The following is a 22,798-nucleotide window of genomic DNA, read 5'->3' on the forward strand; positions in this document are numbered from 1 at the left end:
ATAGAAGCTCGAAAGGGCAGCAATGAGACGGCCGTCCGGTCATCCACAAAAAAGGCGGCCCGTAAGGGCCGCCTTTTCCTTTTCTCGGTCGCCCAGAGCTGTGGCAGCTTACTGGATGACGATCTCGACGCGGCGGTTCTGCGGCTCGCGGACGTTCGGGCCGGTCTGGACCAGCAGGCCCTGCTCGCCGCGGCCAACCACCGCGATCGCGGTCGCCGGCACGCCTTCGCGAACCAGGGCGTCCTTGACGGCGTTCGCGCGACGCAGCGACAGCGCCATGTTGTACGCCGGCGCGCCCGACGTGTCGGTGTGACCCGTCGCCGTGATGCGGGCATTGCCCTTCGTCTTATAGGCGCCGGCAGCCTGCTTGATCGTGGTGAGCGCCTGGGCCGAGAGGTTCGCGCGGTCCCAGTCGAAGAACACCATGAACGACGGCGGCGCGACCGGAGCAGCCTGCGGCGGCGGCGGCGGCGGCGGCGCGGCGAACTTGTAGGTCACGCCCGCCAGGGCCAGGATGTTCTGGTTCTGGAACGTGACATTGCCGATCGGCGTGTTCACGCTGGGGTTCGTCGTGCCGACGTAGCGGCCTTCCACCATGAAGCGGAACTGTTCGCTCACGTTGTAGGCGACGCCCAGCATCGCCTGATAGGCGAACTGGGTGCTGCCCAGCGCGGCGTTGCTGTCGATGAAAGCGATGCCGACACCGGCGCCGACATACGGCGTGATGATCGAGGTCGGCATGAAATCATACAGCAGGTTCGCCATCACGGTGAGCTGGCCGACCTTACCGTTGATCGCCGTGCCCGGAATGTTGGCCGAGGTCGGGATTTCGCCGTATCCGGCTTCGAGTTCGAGACGCGGACCGACGAAGTCGTAACCGACCTTGCCGCCGGCCGACCAGCCGGTCGAGGTCGTCGTATTGGGGTTCGAGCCGATGAACCACGCGGCACCGCCGCCGGCGCCGATGTAGAAGCCTTCCTGTGCATTGATCGCCTGCGCACCGGCCACGGTCGGCAGCAGCATGCCCAGTCCGAGCAAAGCCAAACCAGCTTTCTTCATATTTCTCCCCAGCACTGAAGGTAAAACGACGCCGTATTACGTGAACCTTACCACAAGCGGTGGGCCCTGCCCGGCGACAGTTGCGCCCTAGTCTTCGCAAAGTGCCGGACTGTTGCTGCGAGGCAACAGTTGGCCCTCATCGCCGGGAGTTCCAATCGACGCCGCAGCCCCGGCAAGCCTCTCTGAGCAGCGATAATAGAGGCTGAATGGCATCGGATTCCTCTCCGACGACGCACTCCTGGACGCCGAGGCCCTCAAGAACGGTAACAAGGTACGAGACAGGAGAGGTTTGGCTGCAGCGGGGCAGATTGGGATAGGCGCCACTCCCCGCCGGGATCAGTCGATATTGTCCCCGATAGGGGGGAAGATCGGGTGTCAGGACGATTTCGAGTAGTTCGGTCGAGGGCCGCGCCCTGCTTATCCCCAGGCGGAGGCGCTTCGGGCGCGGATCGCGCCGGATCCTGGCCAGATCGATGGCCGTCCGGGCAGCACGCAGAGGATCGCGCCGGATGAACTGGCCCACGGTTTCGGCATAGCCGGGATGGAGCCGCTCGAGGATGGCCTGCGCCGCCTCGATGAGCGCGTCCCGCTCGCCCCCGAATGACGCCCCGCCACGGTGCCAGACGAACAGCCCGGTCGCCGCCACATGACGCCACCCCGCCGCCGTCGCCCGCAGGCAGAAATCGTTCTCCTCGCCGTATCCACGCCCGAAGCGCTCGCCGTCGAAAGCGCCGATCTGATCGAGGCAGCGCCGGCTGACTGCCATGCAGAATCCCACACCCGTCGGAATCTCGACGGGCGGCCTGTCGAGTGCCGCGCAGAACTCATCCCATTTCGCGACCCGGTCATCGGGCAGGAGGCGGTTGTCGCAGAGCGTCGCGGGATAGCTGAGGATGGTCGCGGCGTTGGAAAGCGGCGTCGCCGTCGCCGTGCGCGCCGTTCGCAACGCCGCCATCAAGCGGTCGAGCCAATCGCCGAACACCTTCGTGTCCGAATTCAGCAGGACGACATCGCGGTCGGCATGGGCGGCAAAGCCGCGATTGACGGATTGCACGAAGCCGAGATTGCGCTCGTTTACGAGCAGGGTGATCAGGCCAGCCGCCGCCAGCGCCTCCAGTTCGCGACGCAGCGCTGGATCGGGCGATGCGTCGTCGACCACCACTAGTTCGTAGGCCTCGCGCGTTTCGGCCCCGAGCACGCTGTCGATCGCCTGCAACGCGAGCGCACGGCTGCCGTATACGGGCATGACCACATCGACCTTTGCCGCGCTGCGATCGGGGCGGCGGTACGCGAGCAGACGTGCGAGGTCGAGCGGCGCCGGGTCCTCGGGGACCTTCGCGTCCCTCCCCTCTGCCTGACCGAACCTCAGCCAGTGCGCGAAGGGCTCATACCCCTGAAGTTCGACATCCGGATTGAGACGGCGATATCGCGCCGGCGAAAAATCCGCTCGGGGAGACCAGCCCCTCGCCGATCCGACAGACAGATAATGAAAAGTGGCGGCAGCCGGGGACGCAAACCTCCTTCCCGACATGCGCTCATAGTGATCGACATCGACCGTGCCACGCGGAAGGCCGTTTCGAACACAGAGCTGGTCAGCCCACCCAGGGAGGATACTCGCCGCGAAGGAAGCGAGACCTGAATGCTGCAGCGCCTCGATAAGGACTTCGCCCATGGTCCTGGCCGAACGCGTGTCATTCATCGCACGATCCACGATTGGCGCAGTTCGAGGAGCGCGGCCATGAGCTTGCCGGCGTCGTTCGAAATGTCCACTGGCAGGATATGGCCGCGTCCCAGCGCGCGCAGGCGCGCCGCGGGTGCGCCGATGTCGAACACGACGACCGGCAATCCTCGTTCGAGCGCGGAGGTGAGGACAAAGGACCAGGTCTCCGGCCAGATGGCCGGCAGCAGGACGAGATGCGGCGATGCCCGCGAGAGCAGCCTCCCCAGTTCTTCCGACCGATAGGGACCACTGACCGAGACGCTCGCCGGAAGAGCTTCCGACACACCCCCCAGAACGGCGATGTCGAGCAGCGCCGAGGCCTTGTCCACCGCCTCCGCCAAAGCCGCGACGACACGCACGCCCTTCGCGACGTTCAGCGCCCCGAGGGTGACGACACGCAGACTCTCGTCCGGCGCCAGGCGGGGTATCCGTTCCGCGGGAAATCCGGATTCGCATTCGGGTGTCCAGACGGCGATCTCCCTTTGCAGGAAGCGCTGCATCCGCGTCGCCAGATCCCGGCTCGGCGCGATGACGCAGCCGGCTCCCGCGAGAAAGGCGAGATGGTCGCGCCGCCACGACAGCGGGTCGAAGTCCTGTGCTTCCGCGCCGTACTTGGTCACGCATCCAAGGCAGGCCTCGGGGGGCGCGGCATCGCAGAACTCGCCTGTTCCGGTGATGAGATCGACCCTCGGGCACAGCATGAAATAATCGTGGAGGATGACGTCGTAGGGTACGTCGAGCCCCTTCGCGAGATCCCGAACCCATCCGATCATCGCGGTCGGCCGATCGACGATGTGATTGACCACTATTCTGCTGACGCCGTGCCGGCGGCCGAAGTCGAGCAGCCGGGCAAGGCCCGTTGCCAGATCGAATGTCCTGTCGTTCACCACCGTCAGAGTAGGCGCGCGCAACACGGCGCGGGCGCGCAAGACGTTGCGTCCTTCCCGTTCGATCGTCCGCTCGTAAATCTCCAGGAAATGGCTGCTGCCACCGCCGCGACCGTGATGAAACACCAGGACCGCTTCGGCCCCTTCCCGCCACGGCGCGCGATCGGCTCGCGCTTCCACCTCGTTCCTGGGTGACTTGCGCGCGTCGGGCCCTCCCAGATGATGAAACAAGGGGTCCATTCCCGACGGCCGATCGAAGGTGCGACGCTGATAGAATGCCGGATCGAAGCCGGGCGCTGGCGCACGCTGCGTCCGCCAGCCGATCAGCGCATAGTGCAGGAGGGGCGCGCGAGCGACGCGCTCGCGCTGGCGCTCGTCACTGAACTGCCGAAGATAGAAATCCCGATCGAAGCCCAGCTCCATCACCGCCAGACGGGGCGCGAGAACGTGCAACGCCGCAGGCCACAGCACGCCGCCCAGTATTTTCCCAAGCAGAACGCCTTCCACCAGGAACCCACCGAGCCATGCGGCAGCCGCCTCCAGCGCGCGCTGAAGGCGGCGTCGAATCCGGTCGGATTTCCTGCCGTACGGGGCATACCTCGATGGTGTCTGGATACGCACCGCTAGCGGTCGAGGCTCGTCCGCAGCGCCGCAAGCGACAGCGCCGGGTGGAAATATGGATCGTCGGCCAGGACGTCCTTCCAGTCGGACTGGAAGTGCCGCCGCTCCCACGCGTAGCGTTTCGCGGCCGTCTTGCCACGCGACGCCGACTCGCGATGGATCAGGACCGCTTCAGGGGTGAACACGCTTTTCCATCCGCGCTCGGCCAGACGCAGACAAAGGTCCACGTCGCCCAGCTCGATCGGATACTTCTTCGCATCGAACCCGCCAACGGCGTCGAACTTCTCCTTCTCGACGGCCAGGCAGGCGCCGGTGACCGCGGAGACCTCGTGCGGGACCGAGAGGCGCCCAAGATAACCTTCTTCGGCCGGGCTCGCGCCGGCGTCGATGTGCGCCGCATATCCCCCGAGGCTGAGCACCAGCCCGGCATGCTGCACCCGGCCGGAACCGTACACCAGCTTCGGTCCGACTGCGCCGATATCAGGTTGTACCGCCCACCGAACGAGGCGAGAGAGCCACTCGGGCTGAAACACTTCTGTATCGTTGTTGAGGAAGACGAGGACGCTCCCGTGCGCCAGCGCTGCGCCGCGGTTGCAGAGGGACGCGAAGTTGAACGGCCCTGGAGCGTCGAGAACGCGAACGTTGGGCTTCTTGCGGAACTGCTCGAGCAACTCGAGCGCAGCGGGCTGCTCGCTGCCATTGTCAACGATCACCAGTTCGAGATCGTCCGGGCTCGTTTTGCCCAAGCTGGCAAGGCATACTGCCAGAAGGTCGGCATGATCCCGCGTCGGAACGATGAGCGTTGCGGTCGATTGCTGCTCCGCCACAGGAGTCCGGGCTGGAATGGCCGTGACGGCCTCGTCAGGCCGCCAAGCTTCGACCCTCTTCGTGAGGAGGACACGCCGAATGTGCCCGACGGGTCCTCGTTCGCGCGCAAAAAGCCCATTCCACGTCAGAGGCCGCATGAAATCCGCCGCCGAAAGCAAACCCTGCCCTTCGAGGCCGTGCCGCCTGAAGTAGACGGCCCGGCCGACATAGGCGCGGGCGTTCTGAAGGATCGGGCTCCAGTCCGGCTTCAGTTCCGGAGCGACATACCGCCCGCTGGTGGTGACCGAGTCCTCGTCCGCGTAGAAGAGCGACGCGCCGGGATGAGAAAGAGCGAAACCGGCAAGGGTGGCCAGCGCGAAATCGGGAACGGTATCCCCTGCGAGTATCGGCAGGACGAGGTCCGTGGATTCGAGACCGGCCCAGAGTCGTGCTGCGCTGTCCGAACCCTCTATGCACGTCCATGGCGGATCGCCGGCCTGCGATACGGCATCGCCGACAACGAAAAGCGACCAATTCGCGTAGGGTTGACGCCGGAGCGATGCCAGCGTGGCCGCCAGCATTTCCCGGCCGCGTCCGCCCTCAGCGCCGATCAGCACGCGGAGATGCGGGCCCTCCCGCAAGCCTTCCTCGCTGGCGTCCAGGCCCTGTGGATCGAGCGGTCGCTCGCTACTGGTGCGCCACTCATGATACCGGGACATCGGCGTCGCATTCAGCGTTTCTTCGAGCAGGCCGACGGCGTCTGCCCTCCGGCCCAGCAACCGCAATCCGGCCGCGGCAATCGTCCTGAAGACGCTCCGCCTCCCGGCAAGCGCCAGGACCTTGGGGAATGCCAGCACTTCACAGGAGGTCAGCGAAAAGCCGGTGGCCGGCAATCCGGGCGGCAGGGCAATCCGGACGTGGCGGGCAAGGAGTGGAATCGGACCGACCCATTCACCCGCCCCGAACAGCCCCGCACCCATCGCCACCTGAATCTCCTCGCCACCGAGATCGAAGCGAATGACCGGTCGCGCCGCCGACCGGCACAGAGCCATCTGATAGCGGAGGCGCAGCCAACCGCCTGCTGACGTATCGACCGCTGCCGGGATATCGAATTGCACACGATCTGCAACTCGAGAGACAGGGAGACCGTCCGCTCGGAGCGGGGCCCGCTTTTCAATCAAAGTGGCCTGCCGGGGTCGCTTTCGAAGCTGACGCGTCTCTCACTTTCCCGTTGTCCCCAGAAGATGCTGCGATTCAGTAACGCTGCGAGGCAGCGTCCAATATACCAACCCCAACCGCCGTCCGAAGGGAAGCAGAGACTGATCGGCACGGCTGACGCAAGAACACCACAATCACCGTTTAATCGCGGCATAGTGGTTTGAAGTTGACCATGAAAGTGGCTAAGGCATCGCCGTTGGGAGCTGGGGATTTCAGATGACTTGCGTACGGTCGAACACCACGGAGAAGTACGCCGGCAGGCAGGCCTCGGAATGACACGTCGCGACGAGGTCGCCATCGTCGGCTACGCCTGCCGCCTCCCGGGTGCTCGGAACAGCGACGAATTCTGGAAGCTGCTTCGCAACAATCGTTGCAGCGTCAGCCAGATCACTCCGGACCGTTTTCCGACCCAGGCGTACTTTCACCCTTCCCCAGACCAGATTGGACGAAGCTACTCCTTCGCCGCCGGCGTGATCGACGACATCTGGGGCTTCGACGCAACCGCCTTCGGCATGAGCCCGCGTGAAGCGGAGCAGGTCGATCCGCAGCACAGGCACCTGCTCGAGGTGGCGCACGATGCGCTTGCCCATGCGGGTATCCGCCCCTCGACATTGGCGGGCCAACCTATCGGCGTCTACGTGGGTGCCTCTTCGGTCGACCACGCCGCTCATTTCTTTGCCGATCCGTCGGCGGCCGGAATTCACATGATGACGGGCAACTCGCTCAGCATCATGGCAAACCGAATTTCATATACCTTCGATCTGCGGGGTCCGAGCCTTGCGATCGATACGGCCTGTTCCTCGTCGCTGGTCGCCCTGGACATGGCCGCAGAAGCCATTCGCAACGGCTCGATCGACACGGCCATCGTCGGGGGCGTCAACCTCCTTCTGTCGCCGTTTTCCTACATCGGCTTTTCACGCGCGTCGATGCTTTCGCCGACCGGGCTTTGCCGCCCGTTTGACGCCTCGGCGGACGGATATGTGCGCGCGGAGGGCGCAATTGTCGTCGTGCTCCGTTCGATGTCGTCGGCGCTGAAGGCCCGCAGCCGCGTGCATGCCGTGATCGTGGGTTCCGGCGTGAACCAGGATGGTCGCACAACTGGCATGTCACTGCCCTCCGCCGATTCGCAGCGACGGCTTCTCGAGCAGGTCTACGGCGACTTCGGCGTGGATCCTGCCGACCTCAGCTTCGTCGAGGCGCATGGAACCGGCACACGGGTCGGCGATCCGATCGAGGCGGACGCCCTGGGCAAGGGCCTTGGCCAGAAGAGGACGCACCCGCTCCCCATCGGCTCGGTCAAGTCCAACGTCGGCCATCTGGAACCGGTCTCGGGACTGGCAGGTCTCCTGAAGTCTGTGATCGCTCTGGATCGCGGCCTCCTCCCGGCGACGCTGCACCAGCGGGCGCCCAATCCGGACATCCCCTTCGACGACCTCAACCTCCAGGTCGTGGGCCAGAACCGCCAACTGCCGGACCAGCGTGGACCGGAACTCGTCGGCATCAACTCGTTCGGATTCGGCGGCACCAACTCTCACGTCATCCTGCGCAGCGACCGGACGGTCGCCCACCTCGTACAGGTCAACAACACCGCAACGCCGCCTCCCCTGCTGCTGACGGCGCACAGCGGCGAGGCCCTGAAGGCCCTGGCCGCCGACTATGTCGAGAAGTGGCCCGCTGCCACGCGCGACGCCGCCTCCTTCATTTCGGCCAGCGCCTACCTTCGCGATGCACTGCCGCACCGCCTCGTCGCCCGGGGGCGGACGACCGACGAGATCCGTCACCATCTCGCCTCCTTCGCGAGGGGAGAAGATTCGGAATCCGTTCTCACCGGGCAAGCCCTGGGCAGCGACCAGCCACTGACCTTCCTGTTCTCCGGCAACGGCTCGCAGTGGGCCGGTATGGGACGCGACGCCTGGGGGACGAATGCGGTCTTCCAGAACGCTCTGCGGGACATCGACGCCCGTTTCTCGAAGGTCCAAGACTGGTCCATCGTCGATACGCTGTTCGCCGAAGACCTGGCTGTCCGCTTGCGGCGGGCGACCTATTCGCAGCCTCTGCTGCTCGCCCTGCAGGTTGCTACCGTGCGTGCGCTCGAAGAGCGCGGCGTCGTCGCGGCGGCCACGCTCGGACACAGCGTCGGCGAGATTGCCGCAGCGTGGTGCGCCGGCGCCCTGAGTCTGGACCAGGCGATCGACGTGGTGATTGCCCGCAGCCGCCATCAGGAAGGCGTTCGCGGCAGCGGCAGCATGGCCGCGCTCATGTTGAGCGACCGCGAGGCGCGCCGTTTCCTCAAGACCGCAGGCGCAGCCGGCGTCGAGATCGCCGCCGTCAACAGCTGGCGAAGCGTCACCGTGTCCGGAAGCATCGCCGACATCGACCGCGTGCTGCAGGCGGCGTCCGACATGCGGATAAGCGCGCGACGCCTCGATCTCGACTATCCATTCCACAGCGCGTTGATCGACCCCGTGCGGGCGCCGCTGCTGCGCGAACTGCAGGGGCTGAGACCGCTGCCGGTCCATAAGCGTTTCGTGTCTTCGGTGACCGGCACGATCGCCACACCGGAGATGCTCGGCGCCGAGCACTGGTGGCGTAACGTCCGCGAGCCAGTGCAGTTCGAACCCGCCCTGAACGTCCTGCTCAGCGACGGGATGCGTGTGTTCGTCGAGATCGGACCTCGCCCCATTCTGACGAGCTACGTACGCGACGTGCTGCGCGAGTCGGGGACGCGCGGTGTCGTCGTCGAGACGATGAGCGAGGGCGACAGTCAGAAGGCGTCGGATCCGATCGAGCGCGCGGCGTCCAGGATTGCCCTGTCCGGCGGCAAAGTCGAGATGCAGCGCTTCTTCGGTCCCGCACCTGCCGCGGCCGTCGTCCTGCCGCTCTATCCCTGGCAACACACGCACCTCAAACTTCCTGTGACCGAGGAAGCCACCACCCCGCTTCTTGCGGAGGCGCACAACCATCGACTCCTGGGTGCGCGTCCGCGGCTGGACGGTGCGGAGTGGTTCTCGACGGTCGATCCCGCCCTCTTCCCGTGGATATCCGATCACAAGGTCGGCGACGTTCCCGTTCTTCCCGCGACGGCCTATGTCGAGACGATGCTGGCCGCGGCGCGGCAGATTTATCCCGAAGGGGCCCTGGAACTCCGCGATCTCGACATCCTCCGTCCTCTCGTTTTCGAGGGAAAGACCTCCTTCGAGACATCGGTTCGCTTTGCCCACGAGACCGGAATCGTCGAGCTCCTTTCGCGGCAGCGCGGCGGAGGCGGCAGCGGCTGGACTCTCAATGCGCGCGGAATCGTCGGGCGCTCACCCATCGTCGGAAAGACGGTCGTCGTTCCGGAAGCGCCGGACCATGCGATCGTCGTCCCGCGGAGAAGCGTCTACGCTTGGGCGCGCGAGCTCGGCTTCGAGTACGGACCGACCTTTCAACGGACCCGGCAGGTGGTCTTCCCGCAGCCCAAGCTGGCAATCGCCGCCTTGGACGATCCCGGCGAACTCGTGGCCGGGACGAAGATTATCGACATCACAGCGCTCGATGCCGCATTCCACGCCCTGTTCGCTTCCGAGGAAGCCGGCGTGGCGGACATGCCCATGAAGCGCATGCTGCCTGTCCGCTTCGGCAATGTCCGCGTTTTCGACAGCGGCGCCATCGCCACCCGGGTGACCGCGCGTACGCTCCGACAGTCGCTCAGCTCGATGGTGGTGGACATCGATCTCTGGGACGAGAACGGCAGGATCGTCGTGGCGGCTCAGAACGTCAGGCTTGTCGAGGCACCGGCCGAACTGGCCGTCGATCCCAAGTCGCTCAGCTATCGCACGGCTTCCTGGATGCTCGACCGTCCCGGCACGCCGTCCACCCTTACGCCCGGCAACGTCGACCTCGAACGCCCCGCCGGCAAGGCGGCCGCGCTCTCCGAGGCGCTCCTCCTGGTGGAGGCCGGAGCGTTGCGCGCGAGCTGGTCAGCGCTGCTGGAGGACAGTTCCCCGGAGCGCGTGGACGAGCCCGCGTCGGACGACGATTCTCCCTGGTCGAGCTATCTTCGGTCAGCCCTCCTCTGGCACCTCGAAGCCAAGAACCTTGCCGCCGAACGCGACGGCGTGCGTACGCTCTCGGCCACGTGCGATCTTCCGGAGATAGACTCCATCGCGAGCACGCTCCTGGTGCGTCATCCGACCATGGCGGCCGAGGCGGCCAGCGTCTCGCGTCTCGAGAGCATTATCGGCCGGCTGAGCAAGGGCGATCCCAGCGCCGTGAGTGAACTCGGCTCGGCTCACTGGCGCAATCTGGGAGTAGCCTCGAACCAGATCGGCTGGCTTCGCGATGCCGTGACGACGGATGTGCTGGCTGCCGTGTCGCGCCAAGACGGCAAGCACCTCCTGAGATTGCTGATGGTGGGCGCCGACCACTCCTCCACGGCAGTCGATCTCAGTGCACGGCTTCCGAACGTCGAGATCATCCTGACCGATCTCGACGAAGATCGTCTCGAACAGGCGAAGGCCACCATCGCCCACGAGGCACCGCTGGTGCGCTGCATGGCGTGGGCGCATCTCGAAACGCTCGCGCCGGCGTCACTGGATCTGGCCTTCGCGATCGACGCACTGAGCGAGATCGCCTGTGTTCGGGACGAAGGGCTCACAGTCCTTACGCGGCTGTTGCGGCCGCAGGCGCCGATCATCGCCGGCGAACTTGCGCCTGGCATTTTCTGGGACATCGTTCGCGGAAGCCGGCGCCGCTGGTGGAGCCGCTCTGCCAGTACAGATTTTCCTGTCGGAGCCCTGCTGACCGATCAGGAATGGATCGAAGAGCTCGCCGGCGCGGGATTCACGGGCGTGTCCGTATCGGCCGTCCAGGGCGAGGCGCGGATCGGCGTGATCGTCCGCGGTCGCTCAGGCGGGCCGGCGGATCGGACCGCTTCGGCCTCTTCCGAGCCTGTCATTTTTGCGTGGCAGGGCGAAACAGCGGCTGACCTGCGCATGGCGACCGCCCCGGGTGACGCCTCGCGGACGGACCGGCCTGCGCCCACCGACTTCGTGCTGGCGATCCCGGCATCCGGGGACGGCGGAGATCCCGTCGCGACCCTCGGTGGCCATCTCGACGACATTGGCGAACTGTGCAGACGCTTGGCGGATGCACCCGCCCGGCTCTGGATCGTGGTCGACTTCGGCAACGACGAGACCGCCCCGCTCGAACAGCCCCTCTGGTGTGCCCTCGTTGCTGCGGCCCGCGTCGCCCGCAATGAGTATCCCGGCCTGCATATCCGATGTGTCGGCCTCGCCGGCAAGCCGAGGCAGCGCGTCGTCGAGCAAGCCGCGGAGGAAATGCTGGCACCTGGGGAAGAACGTGAACTGTTCTTCGCGGGCAGGCAGCGCATCGTCTTCCGGGTCGAGCGGGGCGCCACGCCGCCACGCCCGCTGGAGACGCCTGCCGACGGGGTAGCACTGCGCCTGGCGCCGCGCCAAGGCGCGGGCCGCGGCGTCCTGGGCTGGGTTCCGGAGCCGCGAAAGACTCCCGAAGCGGACGAGGTCGAAATCGAGGTCGCCACGACGGGTCTCAACTTCCGCGACGTCATGTGGAATCTGCGGCTGCTGCCTGAAGAGGCACTGGAGGACGGCTACGCGGGGCCCGGCCTCGGCATGGAGTGCGCCGGCACCGTGGTCAGCGTCGGCCCCGGGGTGAACGACTTCAGCGTGGGCGACCGTGTGCTCGCGTTCGTGCCAGGTGCCTTCGCCAGCCACGTAATCGCCCGCACCTTTGCCGTGAGCAAACTGCCAAGCCAGCTTTCACTCGAGGACGCCACCACCCTGCCCGTCGCCTTCCTGACGGCTTACTATTCGCTCGTCCACTTGGCGCGTCTGGAAGCCGGCGAGACCGTCCTGATTCATGGCGGCGCCGGCGCGGTGGGCCTCGCCGCCCTGCAGGTCGCCAAGCGTCGCGGCGCAACGATCATCGCCACCGCGGGGACCGGCGAGAAGCGCGCACTTCTGCGCAATCTCGGTGCGGACTTTGTCTGCAACTCCCGCACCCTGGCGTTCGCCGAGGAAGTCATGAGCTTCACAGGCGGCAAGGGCGTCGACGTCGTGTTGAACTCGCTGGCGGGCGAGGCGATGATCCGTTCGATGGACTGCCTGAAGCCGTTCGGCCGGTTCATCGAGCTTGGCAAGCGCGACTTCTACGCCAACACGCATCTCGGCCTGCGGCCGCTTCGCCGCAACCTGAGCTACTTCGGAGTAGACGTCGACCAACTCATCGGAGCCCACAAGTCGCTCTCGCAGCAGCTCTTCGCCGACATCGTCGGGCTTTTTGAGCAGGGCGACTTCTCGCCTCTCCCGCACCGCATCTTCGACGGGGCGCACATCGCCGAGGCCTTCCGGCTGATGCAGCGTGCAGGCCATATCGGCAAGATCATCGTGTCGCCCGCACGCCAGGCGAGCGGCGCCGCAGCGCCGGTCAACAGCTTCCCCGTCGACGCGCAGGGCTGGCATGTCGTGATCGGCGGCACCAGCGGCTTTGGACTTGCGACGGCCGAGTGGCTCGCCGACCGCGACGCCCGTCACCTGGCGCTCGTCAGCCGCTCGGGGCATCTCTCCGATGCCGTTGCCGAACAGGTCGAAGCCCTGCGCGGCAAGGGTGTGAGCGTCGAAGTCGCAGCGGTCGACGTCACCGACGCGGGCGCCCTCGACCGCTTCATCGATCAGCTCGGCCGGGGACGGCCGATCAAGGGTATCGTCCACGCCGCCATGGTTCTCGACGACCGCCTGATTCAGGGCACGGATCGGGAATCGATCGAAGCCGTTCTACGCCCCAAGGCGAGCGGCGCACTCAATCTCGAACGTCTCGCCGATCGGCTCGAACTCGACTACCTGTTGCTCTTCTCGTCGGCCACCACGCTGTTCGGCAACCCGGGCCAGTTCAACTACGTCGCCGGCAACGCCTACGTCGAAGGTGTCGCCCGACGCCTGCGTGCCCGGGGACTACCTGCGCTTGCCGTGGCCTGGGGAGCGATCGAAGATGCTGGCTATCTCGCACGCCACATCGAGGCGAATGCGAGCCTCAAGCGCCGCTTCGCCTCGACGCTCATGCCCGCGCGCATGGCGCTCAACGGGCTGGACTGGGCCTTCGACGCCGATGGCCGGCAGATTGCCGACGTCTGCGCGATCGCCCGCGTCGACTGGACGATGGCAAAGCGGGAACTGGCGGCAGTTCGCGCACCGACCTTCAACGCCATCGATGCCGGTGGAGCCTCGCGGCAGTCCGGCCAGGCCGCCGTCACCCTCGAGCGCCTGCGCGCGATGCCCGCGGAGGAAGCGACCGCTGCGCTTCTCGACATCGTCGTCGACGAGATCGCGCGTGTCCTTCGCCTGCCCCCGAAGGAGATCGATCGCCATCGGCCGCTAGCCGACATCGGCATGGATTCGCTGATGATGCTGGAACTGCGCACGACGGTCGAAGCATCCCTGCAGATCGAGCTGCCGATGATGTCGTTGGCGAGCGGCATCACGCCGGCCGACGTCGCGCGACGTGTCACGCCGCTGGTGACGGGCGAAGCGCCCCGCGATGCCGTTCCCGGCTCGCTTGCAGCGCTGTCCGCCAGCCACTTGGCCGAGGAAGCCCAGGCGGCCTCGCCCTCCGAGCAAAGGGCGGCCGTCAGCGCCGTCCTCCAGAGGGTCAAGCAGATAGACGGCCCGTTATGAACCAGCCGCGATCGAACGCCGCACAGGAAACCGTCGATCGCGTACGGCAGGCTTTGGGCCAGACCGCCGCCGCCCCAACCCGCCCGAATCCCACGGCGGGCGGTGCCCGCAGGGAATTCGATTTCTCCAGCCTGCCCGAATACGAGATCCTTAAGGTCTGGAAGGCGGTGGGTGACCTCACCCACATCAGCAACCCTTTCTACCGGCTGCACGACGGCCGCGCGTCGAACACCACGTCGATCGACGGGCGTACCATCGTCAACTTCTCCTCCTACGACTATCTCGGGCTCAACGGCCATCCCGAAGTGGCGGCGGCGGCCAAGGCCGCGATCGACCGCTACGGCACCTCCGTGTCCGCCAGCCGGCTTTCGTCGGGCGAACGACAGGTCCATCGCGACCTGGAGGCCGCCCTCGCCCGCCTCAGCGGAACCGAGGACGCGATCGCCTTCGTGAGCGGGCACGGCACGAACGTGTCGGTGATCGGCGAACTGCTTGGCCCCGAAGATCTCATCGTGGCTGACGCCGTTATCCACAACAGCATCGTCGAGGGTGCCAAGCTCTCCGGCGCGAAGCGCATTCTCTGTCCGCACGGCGATCTCGACGCCTTCGAGCGGGCGCTCCGCCTCAATCGGGCGCGCTATCGCCGGGCGCTGATCGTCGTCGAAGGGCTTTACGGCATGGACGGCGACGTTCCCGACCTGGCCGGCCTGATCAGGCTGAAGCGGCGATACAATGCCTGGCTGATGGTCGACGAGGCACACGCGACGGGTGCGCTCGGCGCGACCGGCCGGGGAATTGCCGAGGAACAGGGCATCGATCCCGCGGACGTCGAGATCTGGATGGGCACCCTCAGCAAGACGCTGGCCGCGGCAGGCGGATATGTCGCCGGCAGCCGGGCTCTGATCGAACTGCTCCGGTACACCTCGCCGGGCTTCGTCTTCAGCGTCGGCCTTTCGCCTCCCGTCGCCGCGGCAGCCACCGCTGCGGTCGACGTGATGATGCGGGAGCCGGAACGCGCCGCCGCGCTGCGCCGCAACGGACGCTCGCTGCTCGCGAAGGCCAGGTCGCGCGGTCTCGATACGGGACTGAGCATTGGCGCCTCCGTGGTGCCGGTGATCGTCGGCAATTCCGGCCAGACCATCATGCTCTCGGAGCAACTGCTGAAGCGGGGCTTCAACGTCGTTCCGGCGGTGTTTCCGGGCGTCGCTGAAAACCAGGCGCGCCTCCGCTTCTTCGTCACGTCGGAGCACACCCCGGTGCAGATCAACAGCGTGATCGACGCGGTAGCCGAGGAACTGCCCAGCATCCGTAGCAACTCCTCGATCGTCGGCGCCATCGTCGGCCGCTGACAGGCATGGACTTCGCAACGATCGTTATCACCGACGCATCCAGCGGGAGCGGCGCCGCTCTCGTACGGTCGCTTGCCGCACCTGATCGTACGCTGGACCTGTTTGGCCAAAATGGCGAACGTCGGGAGCGCATGACAACGGCAGTCACGCGAACGGCCCGACCTGCCAGGGCGCGAGCCTGGACGTCTCGGACGTGGACGGTCTCTTGGTCTTCCTGCAAGACCTAGAACAGCAGGCTCCGGTCGACCTGCTGGGAGCAATGCCGGGATTGATGGTCGATCCAGGCCCACAGGTGAGATCAAGTGTGACGGAGGCGTATCGCTCGCCCTCAACGTTGCATTCTTCGTGAAGCCGCCCACCCTGTTCGAGGTCGCCGGCCTGAACCTCGGCTATGGCGATCTTCTCGGCCTCGTTTGGATCGCGGTGACCCTGGGGCTCTATGGAGCGGGCATGATCGCGCAGCTCCGGCAGTTCGCCCGCGAAGAGCCTCCGGACGCAAAGGACGGCTGAAATTGGATGCCAGCGGCGCCGTGACCTGTCAAAAATTGTCGCGATGAAACGTCAGATCTCCGTCATCGGGCTCGGCTATGTCGGCCTGCCTGTCGCCACCGGCTTCGGTCGCATCGGCTACCAGGTGCTGGGCTTCGACATCGATCAGCGCCGCATCTCCGAACTCTCCGGCGGCCACGACCGCACCGGCGAGGTCGAGCCCGAAATGCTCAAGGCACCGGGCCTGCGCTTCTCGTCGGATCCCCGGGATCTGGCCGCCGCCGACTTCCACATCGTGACGGTTCCCACGCCGATCGATGCCAGCAAGCAACCCGACCTCGGCCCGCTGAAGCGCGCCTCCGAGACCATCGGCCGAACGCTGAAGCGCGGCGACATCGTGGTCTATGAATCGACGGTCTATCCCGGTGTTACGGAAGACGTCTGCATCCCCGTGCTCGAGAAATCATCCGGGCTGAGATGGAAGGTCGATTTCAACGTCGGCTACTCGCCCGAGCGCATCAATCCCGGCGACAAGGAGCGGCGTTTCGACAGCATCCTGAAGATCGTGTCGGCCGACACGCCGGAGACGCTCGAGATCGTCGATGCCACGTATCGCGCCGTGGTGAAGGCCGGGACGCACCGCGCCGGCTCGATCAAGGTGGCCGAGTTCGCCAAGGTGCTGGAGAACACCCAGCGCGACATCAACATCGCGCTAATCAACGAAGTCGCGCTCATCTCGGATCGTCTCGGCATCGATACACGTGACGTGCTCGACGCGGCCGGCACCAAGTGGAACTTCCTGCCCTTCAAGCCCGGCCTCGTCGGCGGGCACTGCATCGGCGTCGATCCTTTCTACATCGCCCACAAGGCCGAAGAAGTGGGCTATCACCCGCATGTCATCCACTCGGGCCGCCGGGTCAACGACAGCATGGGTCTCCATGTCGCCAACCGCGTGGTGCGAAGCGTCATGCGGCACGCCGGGAACGGCCGCCCCACCGTCACGGTGCTGGGTGTCACTTTCAAGGAAAACGTCCCCGACATCCGTAACACTCGGGTCGTCGACATCGTTAGGGAACTGCAGGATTTCGGGATCGCCGTTCAGTTGCACGACCCTATGGCGGACGGCGACCTGCTGCGTGAGGAATATGACCTTGCGCTGACGCCGCTCGACCGCCTGCAGCCGGCCGACGCCGTGGTGCTGGCCGTCGCCCACAGCCTGTACCGGGAGGGCGGCTGGTCTCTCGTGAGGCCCCTGCTGAAGGCCGGCCCGGGTGGCTTCGTCGCGGACGTCCCGGGACTGCTCGACCGGTCGGCGACACCCGCAGGCATTACGCTCTGGCGCCTCTGATCGCGTTTTTCTCGGCCGCCGCCGCGAAGCACTGCGAATCCCCTCGATCAAAAAGAAACGCCCCTCCCTTGCGGGAGGGGCGACTGCGCCGGGACGCGAAACGCGCCCTCAGGACTTCTTCGAGGCCAGCTTGAGCGCCGGACGGTTGGCGGCGCTGGCCGCCATGTCGGCACCCGAGCCGTAGTAGCCGCGGTAGCGCGAGTAGTAGTCGCCGTGGTCGCCGTAGCCGTAGCGGGCATGCTTGGCCAGGTTTACGCGGTTGATGACGACACCGACATGGTTGGTAACGTTCATCAGGGCCGAGATCGCCGTCTTGACGACTTCGCGCGGCGTCTTGGCCCACTGCACGATGAACACCGTGTAGTCCGCCAGACGCGAGATGATGCGCGCGTCCGACACCGCCATGACCGGCGGGCCGTCGAGGATCACGAGATCGTAGCGCTCGGCGAAAACGCCCAGCGCTGCCTTCATCGCATGAGACTCGAGGATTTCTGGCGCGTTCGGCGTGTTGGGGCGGGCGCAGATGTAGTCGACGCCCGAGAGGTCGTGACGCCGGGTGCACTCCTCCAACGTCTTGATGCCCATCAGGTACTCGTCGATTGTGCCGCCGCGGTCCTTGAGGCCGAGCGCCGCCGAGAGGCGGGCCTGGCGGAGGTCGAGATCGACGATCAGCACGCGCCGCGAGGCGTTCATCTTCGTCAGCAGGCCGCCGAGCGCCGCCACGAAGGTCGTCTTGCCCTCGCTCGGCGTCGACGACGTGATCGCGATGATCCGCGGCGGCCGGTCCAGGCTGCCGAGACTGATCGCCGTGAACACGGCTCGTATCGACTCCGCCGCCGGCGACGTCGTGTTCTCCAGCACGTGGCTGACGACGTTGGAACGCGTGGTCGCCGGGCCCTTGACCTCCGGAACCATGCCGAGCACGCCCACGCCGGTGGCTTCCTCGACCTGGGAGGCCGAGCGGAACACGCGGTCGAGCTTCTCGGCGGCGACCGCACCGGCCATGCCGAGCAGCGAGCCGATGATGAACGCCGCCATCAGGCCGGTCTTGTAGTTCGGCGACGACGGCGCGCCGGAGGGATGGGCATAGGCGAGGATTCGGGCATCGGCGCGCTGGATGTCCTGCTGCTCGCGCAGTTCCTTGAAGCGGGTCAGGAAGCCTTCGTACAGGGTACGGTTGGACTGCGCTTCCCGCTCCAGCTGCTTGAGCTCAGCCTCGTACTGGCTGGCCGTACCGGAAACTACCGAAGCCTTGTCGACCAGTTCCTTCAGCTCGTCTTCCTCCGACTTGGCCGCGTCGAGTTCGGCGCGGACCGCCAGCGTGATGCGCTGCGTCTCGGTAATGAAGCGGGCGCGGATCGATGCCAGCTCGCTGCGGACCTGCTGGATCTTCGGATGGTTCTCTCCGAGCTGCGACGACAGTTCGGCGCTCTTGCGGGTCAGTTCGACGTCCTGGATTCGCAGCGCGGCCAGGGTCGTGTTGCCCGACACTTCCGGAATGTTGGCGAGTTCACCCGGATTGAGGCTCGCCTTGCTGAGGGCGATCAGGCGGCCTTCGCGCTCGATCCGGCGCCCCTTGGCGGCGGTGTAGCGGCTGTTCAGATCCGAAAGCGTCTGGGTCGAGACGGCACCTTCGGGGCTGCCGGCCAGACCCTTGTCGCGGCGATAGGCGGCGACCGCCTCTTCCGCGACCTGCAGGTTGCGCCGCAGTTCCGCGAGACGCTGCTCGAGCCATTCGGTAGCCCGCCGGTTTGCCTCGTTCTTGGTCTCGATCTGATCGGCAAGGTAGGCTTCTGCCAGCGCATTGGCGATGCGCGCCGACATCGTCCCGTCCGGGCTCTCGACGGTGATCAGAATGACGAAGGTGCGGCCGAGCAGCGTGACGCTGAGGCGGCCGGCGACCGCGCCGATCGCGGCGCGGCGGCGCGGGTCGCTGTCCTCGGCAGGACGGCCGGTGCGCGCGGGCGCCGGCGCGGCGCTGGCCTGCTGCGGCTTGGGCGGCGGCGCCAGCAGCGTCGAGATGCCGGTGCTCCAGAGGTCACGCAATGGCTGCAGCGCATTGTCGATGAAGCCCGGCGGCTTGGTGCCGTTGAATTCGGGATTGTTGGCGAGCCCGAGCTTGTCGACGACGCGGCCAATCAGGAACTCGGACTGGATGACTTCCAGTTCGCTCTGAATGGCGCCCATGTTCAGCGTGTCGACACCCGATAGCGCCGCCTCGGTGCTGACCACCTTGAACGTCCGCGTATCGAGCATGATGCGCGAGGACGCTTTGTAGAGCGGCGTGGCCTGCGCGATCATCAGCGCCATCAGTGCCGTGGCGATGAGGCCGCACCCCAGGATCAATGCCTTGCGGCGATTGAGCAGGCGAAGCCACTCCCAAAGTTCGTTCGGCGATTCGACCGGACGGACGGGCGCGAGTGCCCCGGCGTCAGGCGCTGCCACGACACGATTCTGGTTGGGCTCATCCACAATGTGGTCCGCCCTCGGTAACGATCCCATCCCACAACACTCCGCGAAAAAGAAAACTCGCGACGACACCCATTCGAGTTTCGAACCACGGCAGTCCGCTACCGGAACTGCCGCCGCACGTAACCCCACCCGACGGGCGATCCCACATCGCCCATCCCCAAGAACGCTCTACTGACTACGCCGTACGCAAACCAAACCTAGAACCAACGCTCCGGCACACGGATGATGTCGCCCGGCCCCACCGGTGAGTCCTCCGTTACCGTCTCTTCCTGACCCTGCTGCGCGTTGAAGCGCTGGATCGTGATGCGCGTCTTGGACGCGCGACGCGTGTATCCGCCGGCGATGGCGACCGCCTGCAGGACGTTGATCCCCGACACGTAGGGGAACGATCCCGGCCGGCCGATCTCGCCGACGATGTAGAACGGACGGCGCGAAACCAGATCGACGCTGATGCGTGGATTGCGCAGGTAGCCGCCCGAGCGATAGCGGTCGGCCAGCATCGCCTCGATCTCCGGCATCGACATGCCCAGCACCACGACGCGGCCGGCCATGCGCGGCGAGATCATGCCCGTCGAATCGACTTCGTACTCCCCCGACAGCTCGGTGTCGGACAGCACCACGACGCGCAGCCGGTCGCCCGGCGCCACGCGGTACTCGCCGAGCCGCAGGTTCTGGGTGCCCTGCGACGGCTGCTGGATGGTCATCGTCGAGGCGGGCGGCTGCGGATCGCAGGCACTCACGGTCAGCGCGATCGCCACCAGAAGCGGCCCGAGGCAACGGGAGAGGAAAGGACGCAAGTTCACCAGATCACCGTCTTGCAACAAGCCTGAGAGAGATCACTTCACGGGTATACGACGGGCCGCCGGCAGGCACGTTGGTCGACCAGCCGGTCGTGTGCTCGTAAAGCGGCCCAAGCTGTATCTGCGGTCGCAGTGCATACAGCAATCCGAGGGACGCGCGCCAGTAGTAATCGGTGCGCGGTCCTGCACCCGAGCCGGGCGCCGGGGTGAAATCGGCAATGTTGATACCCGTGCCGCCGACCATCTGCCAGGCATCGTGGATATCGTAGGTGAAATCGATGCCGAGCACGGTGGACACGTAGTTCGTGTAGTTGCTGTAAGGCGATTCGTTGATGGTCCGGATGAAGGAGGGCCGGATCGTCAGCGGATCATAGCCGTTCCAGCTTCCCGAAAGACCGAACGTGAAAGCCGGGGTGGTTGTGCCATCGGCGATGTAGGTCTGGGTCGAGTAGCCGACATAGCCTTCCAGGATGCTCTTCGTCGTCAACTTGAAGGTCGCACCGAAATTGACGTTCCAGCCGGTCGAATCGCGCTGCTGACCGAAGGCATTCACGAACTGATCGTAGATGCGCTGGTTGAGCCCGGGCGCCACCCACACGTCAAGCCCGTCGGCCACTTCGTAGCCCAGCCGGACCCGCTCGTCGTACTCCATGCGATTTCGGCTGGCCGCCGGCAATCCGCCGGAGCTCACGATGCTGTTGTCGGTATAGTTGTAACGGGTCGCGGCCGCCTTGAAGTCGTAGAAAAAGCGGTTGAACCGCTGATAGAGGCCGACCTCGACCGGGATCGTGTCCACGACCGTCGGCGACGTCGCCACCAGCGCGTTCGGCGTGCCGAGCGCTTCGGTCTGGCGCCGCACCGCGACCAGGCCGGTGGCGTAGAAGTCCTCCCGGATGTCGAGGCGGCCATCCATCTGGACGAAACCGTTCCAGTAATTCTGTGTGCTGGCGTTGGCGTAGATGCCGACACCCGCCCCTGCCGAGATCCGGAACGAGTGGTTGAGCCAGTCGGACTTCAACTCCACCACCGGCCGGATCAAAGTGTAGGGGGACCCTACCGTGGGCGCGGACGTCGCATAGACGTTGCTGTCGTATCCGGCCTGAACCTCGATCGACGGATAGAGGGTGAAGGCACCGATCGCGATGCCGACCTCGCCGGGCGCATTGAAGGCACCCGTGACCGAAACAGGCACATCGGGAATGTCGATCACCGGTGCCTGCTCGAGCAGGATCTGGGCAGCCGGAGACGAGGTCTCGGTCTGGGCCTGCGCCGCCGACGTTGCGCAGGCAAGCAGAACCCAGCCGAGAACAGGCGACCAGGTCAGCTGCGATCGATTCGCGCTAATTCGCATGGGTTCCGAGGGCCATCCGGGAAGCGGTCCTAGAGTCGGCTGGAAGAAATTTCCACCCAGACGCTTCGGCGCGCTACCTCTGGCTCTGCTGCTGCGACGTCGACGGATCATAGATGACCGGGGGAAGAATGACCGGCACCAATATCGGAGGAGCAGGCGGCAGCGGAGTGGTGATGGGCGGAAACGGCGGCGCACCCGGAGATGTGCCGGGTGGCGGTGCCCCCGGGGGAGACAGCGTGTTGACCATCGAAACGAGCGTCGTAGAGGACGTCCCGTCTGGAGCGCCAAGCATCTGAGCAATGAGTTGCTGCATCGTCGGCCCACCCGCCGGGCCGAACGGCACGCCTCCGAAGTTCACCGGGTTGTTGTCCGGCGGCGGAATCAGAGGCGAGCCCGTGTTCGTCAGGCTTTCGAGTCCGCCCGGCGGGCCGCCGTCAGGCGCCGTGTTCTGGAGCGGAGCGGCCGGCTGCAACGGACCGGCGTTCTGCAGCGGGCCATTGGTCTGAAGGGGACCTGCGCTCTGCAGCGGTCCGGCACTCTGGAGCGGACCGGCACTCTGAAGGGGGCCGGCCGTCTGGACCGGGCCCGCACCCTGCAAGGGACCGGCATTCTGGAGCGGTCCGCCACCCTGCTGCGGACCCTGCTGCGCCTGCTGGGGGTCGCTGGCGGGGCCACCCGGCCCACCGCCGGCCGGGCCACCGGGACCCGCACCCTGCATCGGACCGGCGCCCTGCATGGGACCTGTTCCCTGGCTCGGTCCACCGCTGGGCTGCGACGGTCCGGGAGGCGCCTGGGCGACTTCGGGGCCGACCTGCGCGCCGGCAACCGCGGCCCACACTAGGACCGACACCGCCGCTAAACCCTGCGTCCGAAGTGCAATTTTGAACATTCGACCCAACCCGATCATGAGCCCGAATGGACTTCATGATCATTTTTTGGAAGCACCACCCACTTGGCCCGCCCCGACAACCCCGGTTCGGTCC

General features: G+C 66.1%; 12 protein-coding genes. 4 read left to right on the top strand and 8 right to left on the bottom strand.

Features of this window, described 5'->3' with window-relative positions; genetic code table 11:
• Positions 1-108 precede the first annotated feature (108 nt).
• From LJ725_RS22265 to LJ725_RS29235, 4 genes are all read right to left on the bottom strand, one after another.
• Positions 109-1,059 (bottom strand): OmpA family protein, encoded by a 951-nt coding sequence (locus LJ725_RS22265; RefSeq protein ID WP_230553147.1) that lies wholly within the window; start codon positions 1,057-1,059, stop codon positions 109-111.
• Between the two features lie 136 nt (positions 1,060-1,195).
• Positions 1,196-2,758: a glycosyltransferase family 2 protein gene (locus tag LJ725_RS22270; RefSeq protein ID WP_230553148.1), complete on the bottom strand. Its 1,563-nt coding sequence runs from the start codon at positions 2,756-2,758 to the stop codon at positions 1,196-1,198.
• The gene (locus tag LJ725_RS22275; RefSeq protein WP_230553149.1) at positions 2,755-4,287 is read right to left on the bottom strand and encodes a glycosyltransferase family protein; all 1,533 of its coding nucleotides are present in this window, start codon (positions 4,285-4,287) and stop codon (positions 2,755-2,757) included. Before LJ725_RS22275 ends, LJ725_RS22270 begins: the two co-directional genes overlap by 4 nt.
• Positions 4,288-4,289: 2 nt before the next feature.
• Positions 4,290-6,212, bottom strand: coding sequence for a glycosyltransferase family 2 protein (locus LJ725_RS29235; RefSeq protein ID WP_230553150.1), 1,923 nt, complete (start codon positions 6,210-6,212; stop codon positions 4,290-4,292).
• Between the two features lie 372 nt (positions 6,213-6,584).
• Here LJ725_RS29235 and LJ725_RS22285 point away from each other — a divergent pair, with 372 nt between their 5' ends.
• The 4 genes from LJ725_RS22285 to LJ725_RS22300 all read left to right on the top strand — a co-directional run bounded on the left by LJ725_RS22285 (position 6,585) and on the right by LJ725_RS22300 (position 17,192).
• Entirely contained in the window at positions 6,585-14,006 is a 7,422-nt protein-coding gene (locus LJ725_RS22285; RefSeq protein ID WP_230553151.1) for a type I polyketide synthase, read from the top strand.
• Complete coding sequence (locus tag LJ725_RS22290) at positions 14,003-15,355, top strand: aminotransferase class I/II-fold pyridoxal phosphate-dependent enzyme (RefSeq protein WP_230553152.1); 1,353 nt, start codon at positions 14,003-14,005, stop codon at positions 15,353-15,355. Before LJ725_RS22285 ends, LJ725_RS22290 begins: the two co-directional genes overlap by 4 nt.
• Positions 15,356-15,700: 345 nt before the next feature.
• Positions 15,701-15,865, top strand: coding sequence for a hypothetical protein (locus tag LJ725_RS22295; protein ID WP_230553153.1), 165 nt, complete (start codon positions 15,701-15,703; stop codon positions 15,863-15,865).
• A gap of 43 nt (positions 15,866-15,908) precedes the next feature.
• Complete coding sequence (locus tag LJ725_RS22300; RefSeq protein ID WP_230553154.1) at positions 15,909-17,192, top strand: nucleotide sugar dehydrogenase; 1,284 nt, start codon at positions 15,909-15,911, stop codon at positions 17,190-17,192.
• A gap of 108 nt (positions 17,193-17,300) precedes the next feature.
• Here LJ725_RS22300 and LJ725_RS22305 read toward each other — a convergent pair whose 3' ends face one another.
• From LJ725_RS22305 to LJ725_RS22320, 4 genes are all read right to left on the bottom strand, one after another.
• On the bottom strand, positions 17,301-19,637 hold the full coding sequence (locus LJ725_RS22305) for a GumC family protein (RefSeq protein WP_230553155.1): 2,337 nt from the start codon (positions 19,635-19,637) through the stop codon (positions 17,301-17,303).
• Positions 19,638-19,861: 224 nt separating this feature from the next.
• Positions 19,862-20,467, bottom strand: coding sequence for a polysaccharide biosynthesis/export family protein (locus LJ725_RS22310; RefSeq protein ID WP_230553156.1), 606 nt, complete (start codon positions 20,465-20,467; stop codon positions 19,862-19,864).
• Positions 20,468-20,471: 4 nt separating this feature from the next.
• On the bottom strand, positions 20,472-21,815 hold the full coding sequence (locus LJ725_RS22315; RefSeq protein ID WP_230553157.1) for an outer membrane beta-barrel protein: 1,344 nt from the start codon (positions 21,813-21,815) through the stop codon (positions 20,472-20,474).
• A gap of 73 nt (positions 21,816-21,888) precedes the next feature.
• The gene (locus tag LJ725_RS22320; protein WP_230553158.1) at positions 21,889-22,551 is read right to left on the bottom strand and encodes a hypothetical protein; all 663 of its coding nucleotides are present in this window, start codon (positions 22,549-22,551) and stop codon (positions 21,889-21,891) included.
• Positions 22,552-22,798 lie beyond the last annotated feature (247 nt).

The organism is Reyranella aquatilis, assembly GCF_020880995.1.
In the GTDB taxonomy this organism is placed as follows: Bacteria; Pseudomonadota; Alphaproteobacteria; order Reyranellales; family Reyranellaceae; genus Reyranella; species Reyranella aquatilis.

What these genes read in the sequence shown, in the direction of transcription:
- LJ725_RS22265 (WP_230553147.1), bottom strand. Translation starts at nt 1,059, where the DNA reads ATGAAGAAAGCTGGTTTGGCTTTGCTCGGACTGGGCATGCTGCTGCCG.
- LJ725_RS22270 (WP_230553148.1), bottom strand. Translation starts at nt 2,758, where the DNA reads ATGAATGACACGCGTTCGGCCAGGACCATGGGCGAAGTCCTTATCGAG.
- LJ725_RS22285 (WP_230553151.1), top strand. Translation starts at nt 6,585, where the DNA reads ATGACACGTCGCGACGAGGTCGCCATCGTCGGCTACGCCTGCCGCCTC.
- LJ725_RS22290 (WP_230553152.1), top strand. Translation starts at nt 14,003, where the DNA reads ATGAACCAGCCGCGATCGAACGCCGCACAGGAAACCGTCGATCGCGTA.
- LJ725_RS22300 (WP_230553154.1), top strand. Translation starts at nt 15,909, where the DNA reads ATGAAACGTCAGATCTCCGTCATCGGGCTCGGCTATGTCGGCCTGCCT.
- LJ725_RS22315 (WP_230553157.1), bottom strand. Translation starts at nt 21,815, where the DNA reads ATGCGAATTAGCGCGAATCGATCGCAGCTGACCTGGTCGCCTGTTCTC.
- LJ725_RS22320 (WP_230553158.1), bottom strand. Translation starts at nt 22,551, where the DNA reads ATGCAGGGCGCCGGTCCGATGCAGGGTGCGGGTCCCGGTGGCCCGGCC.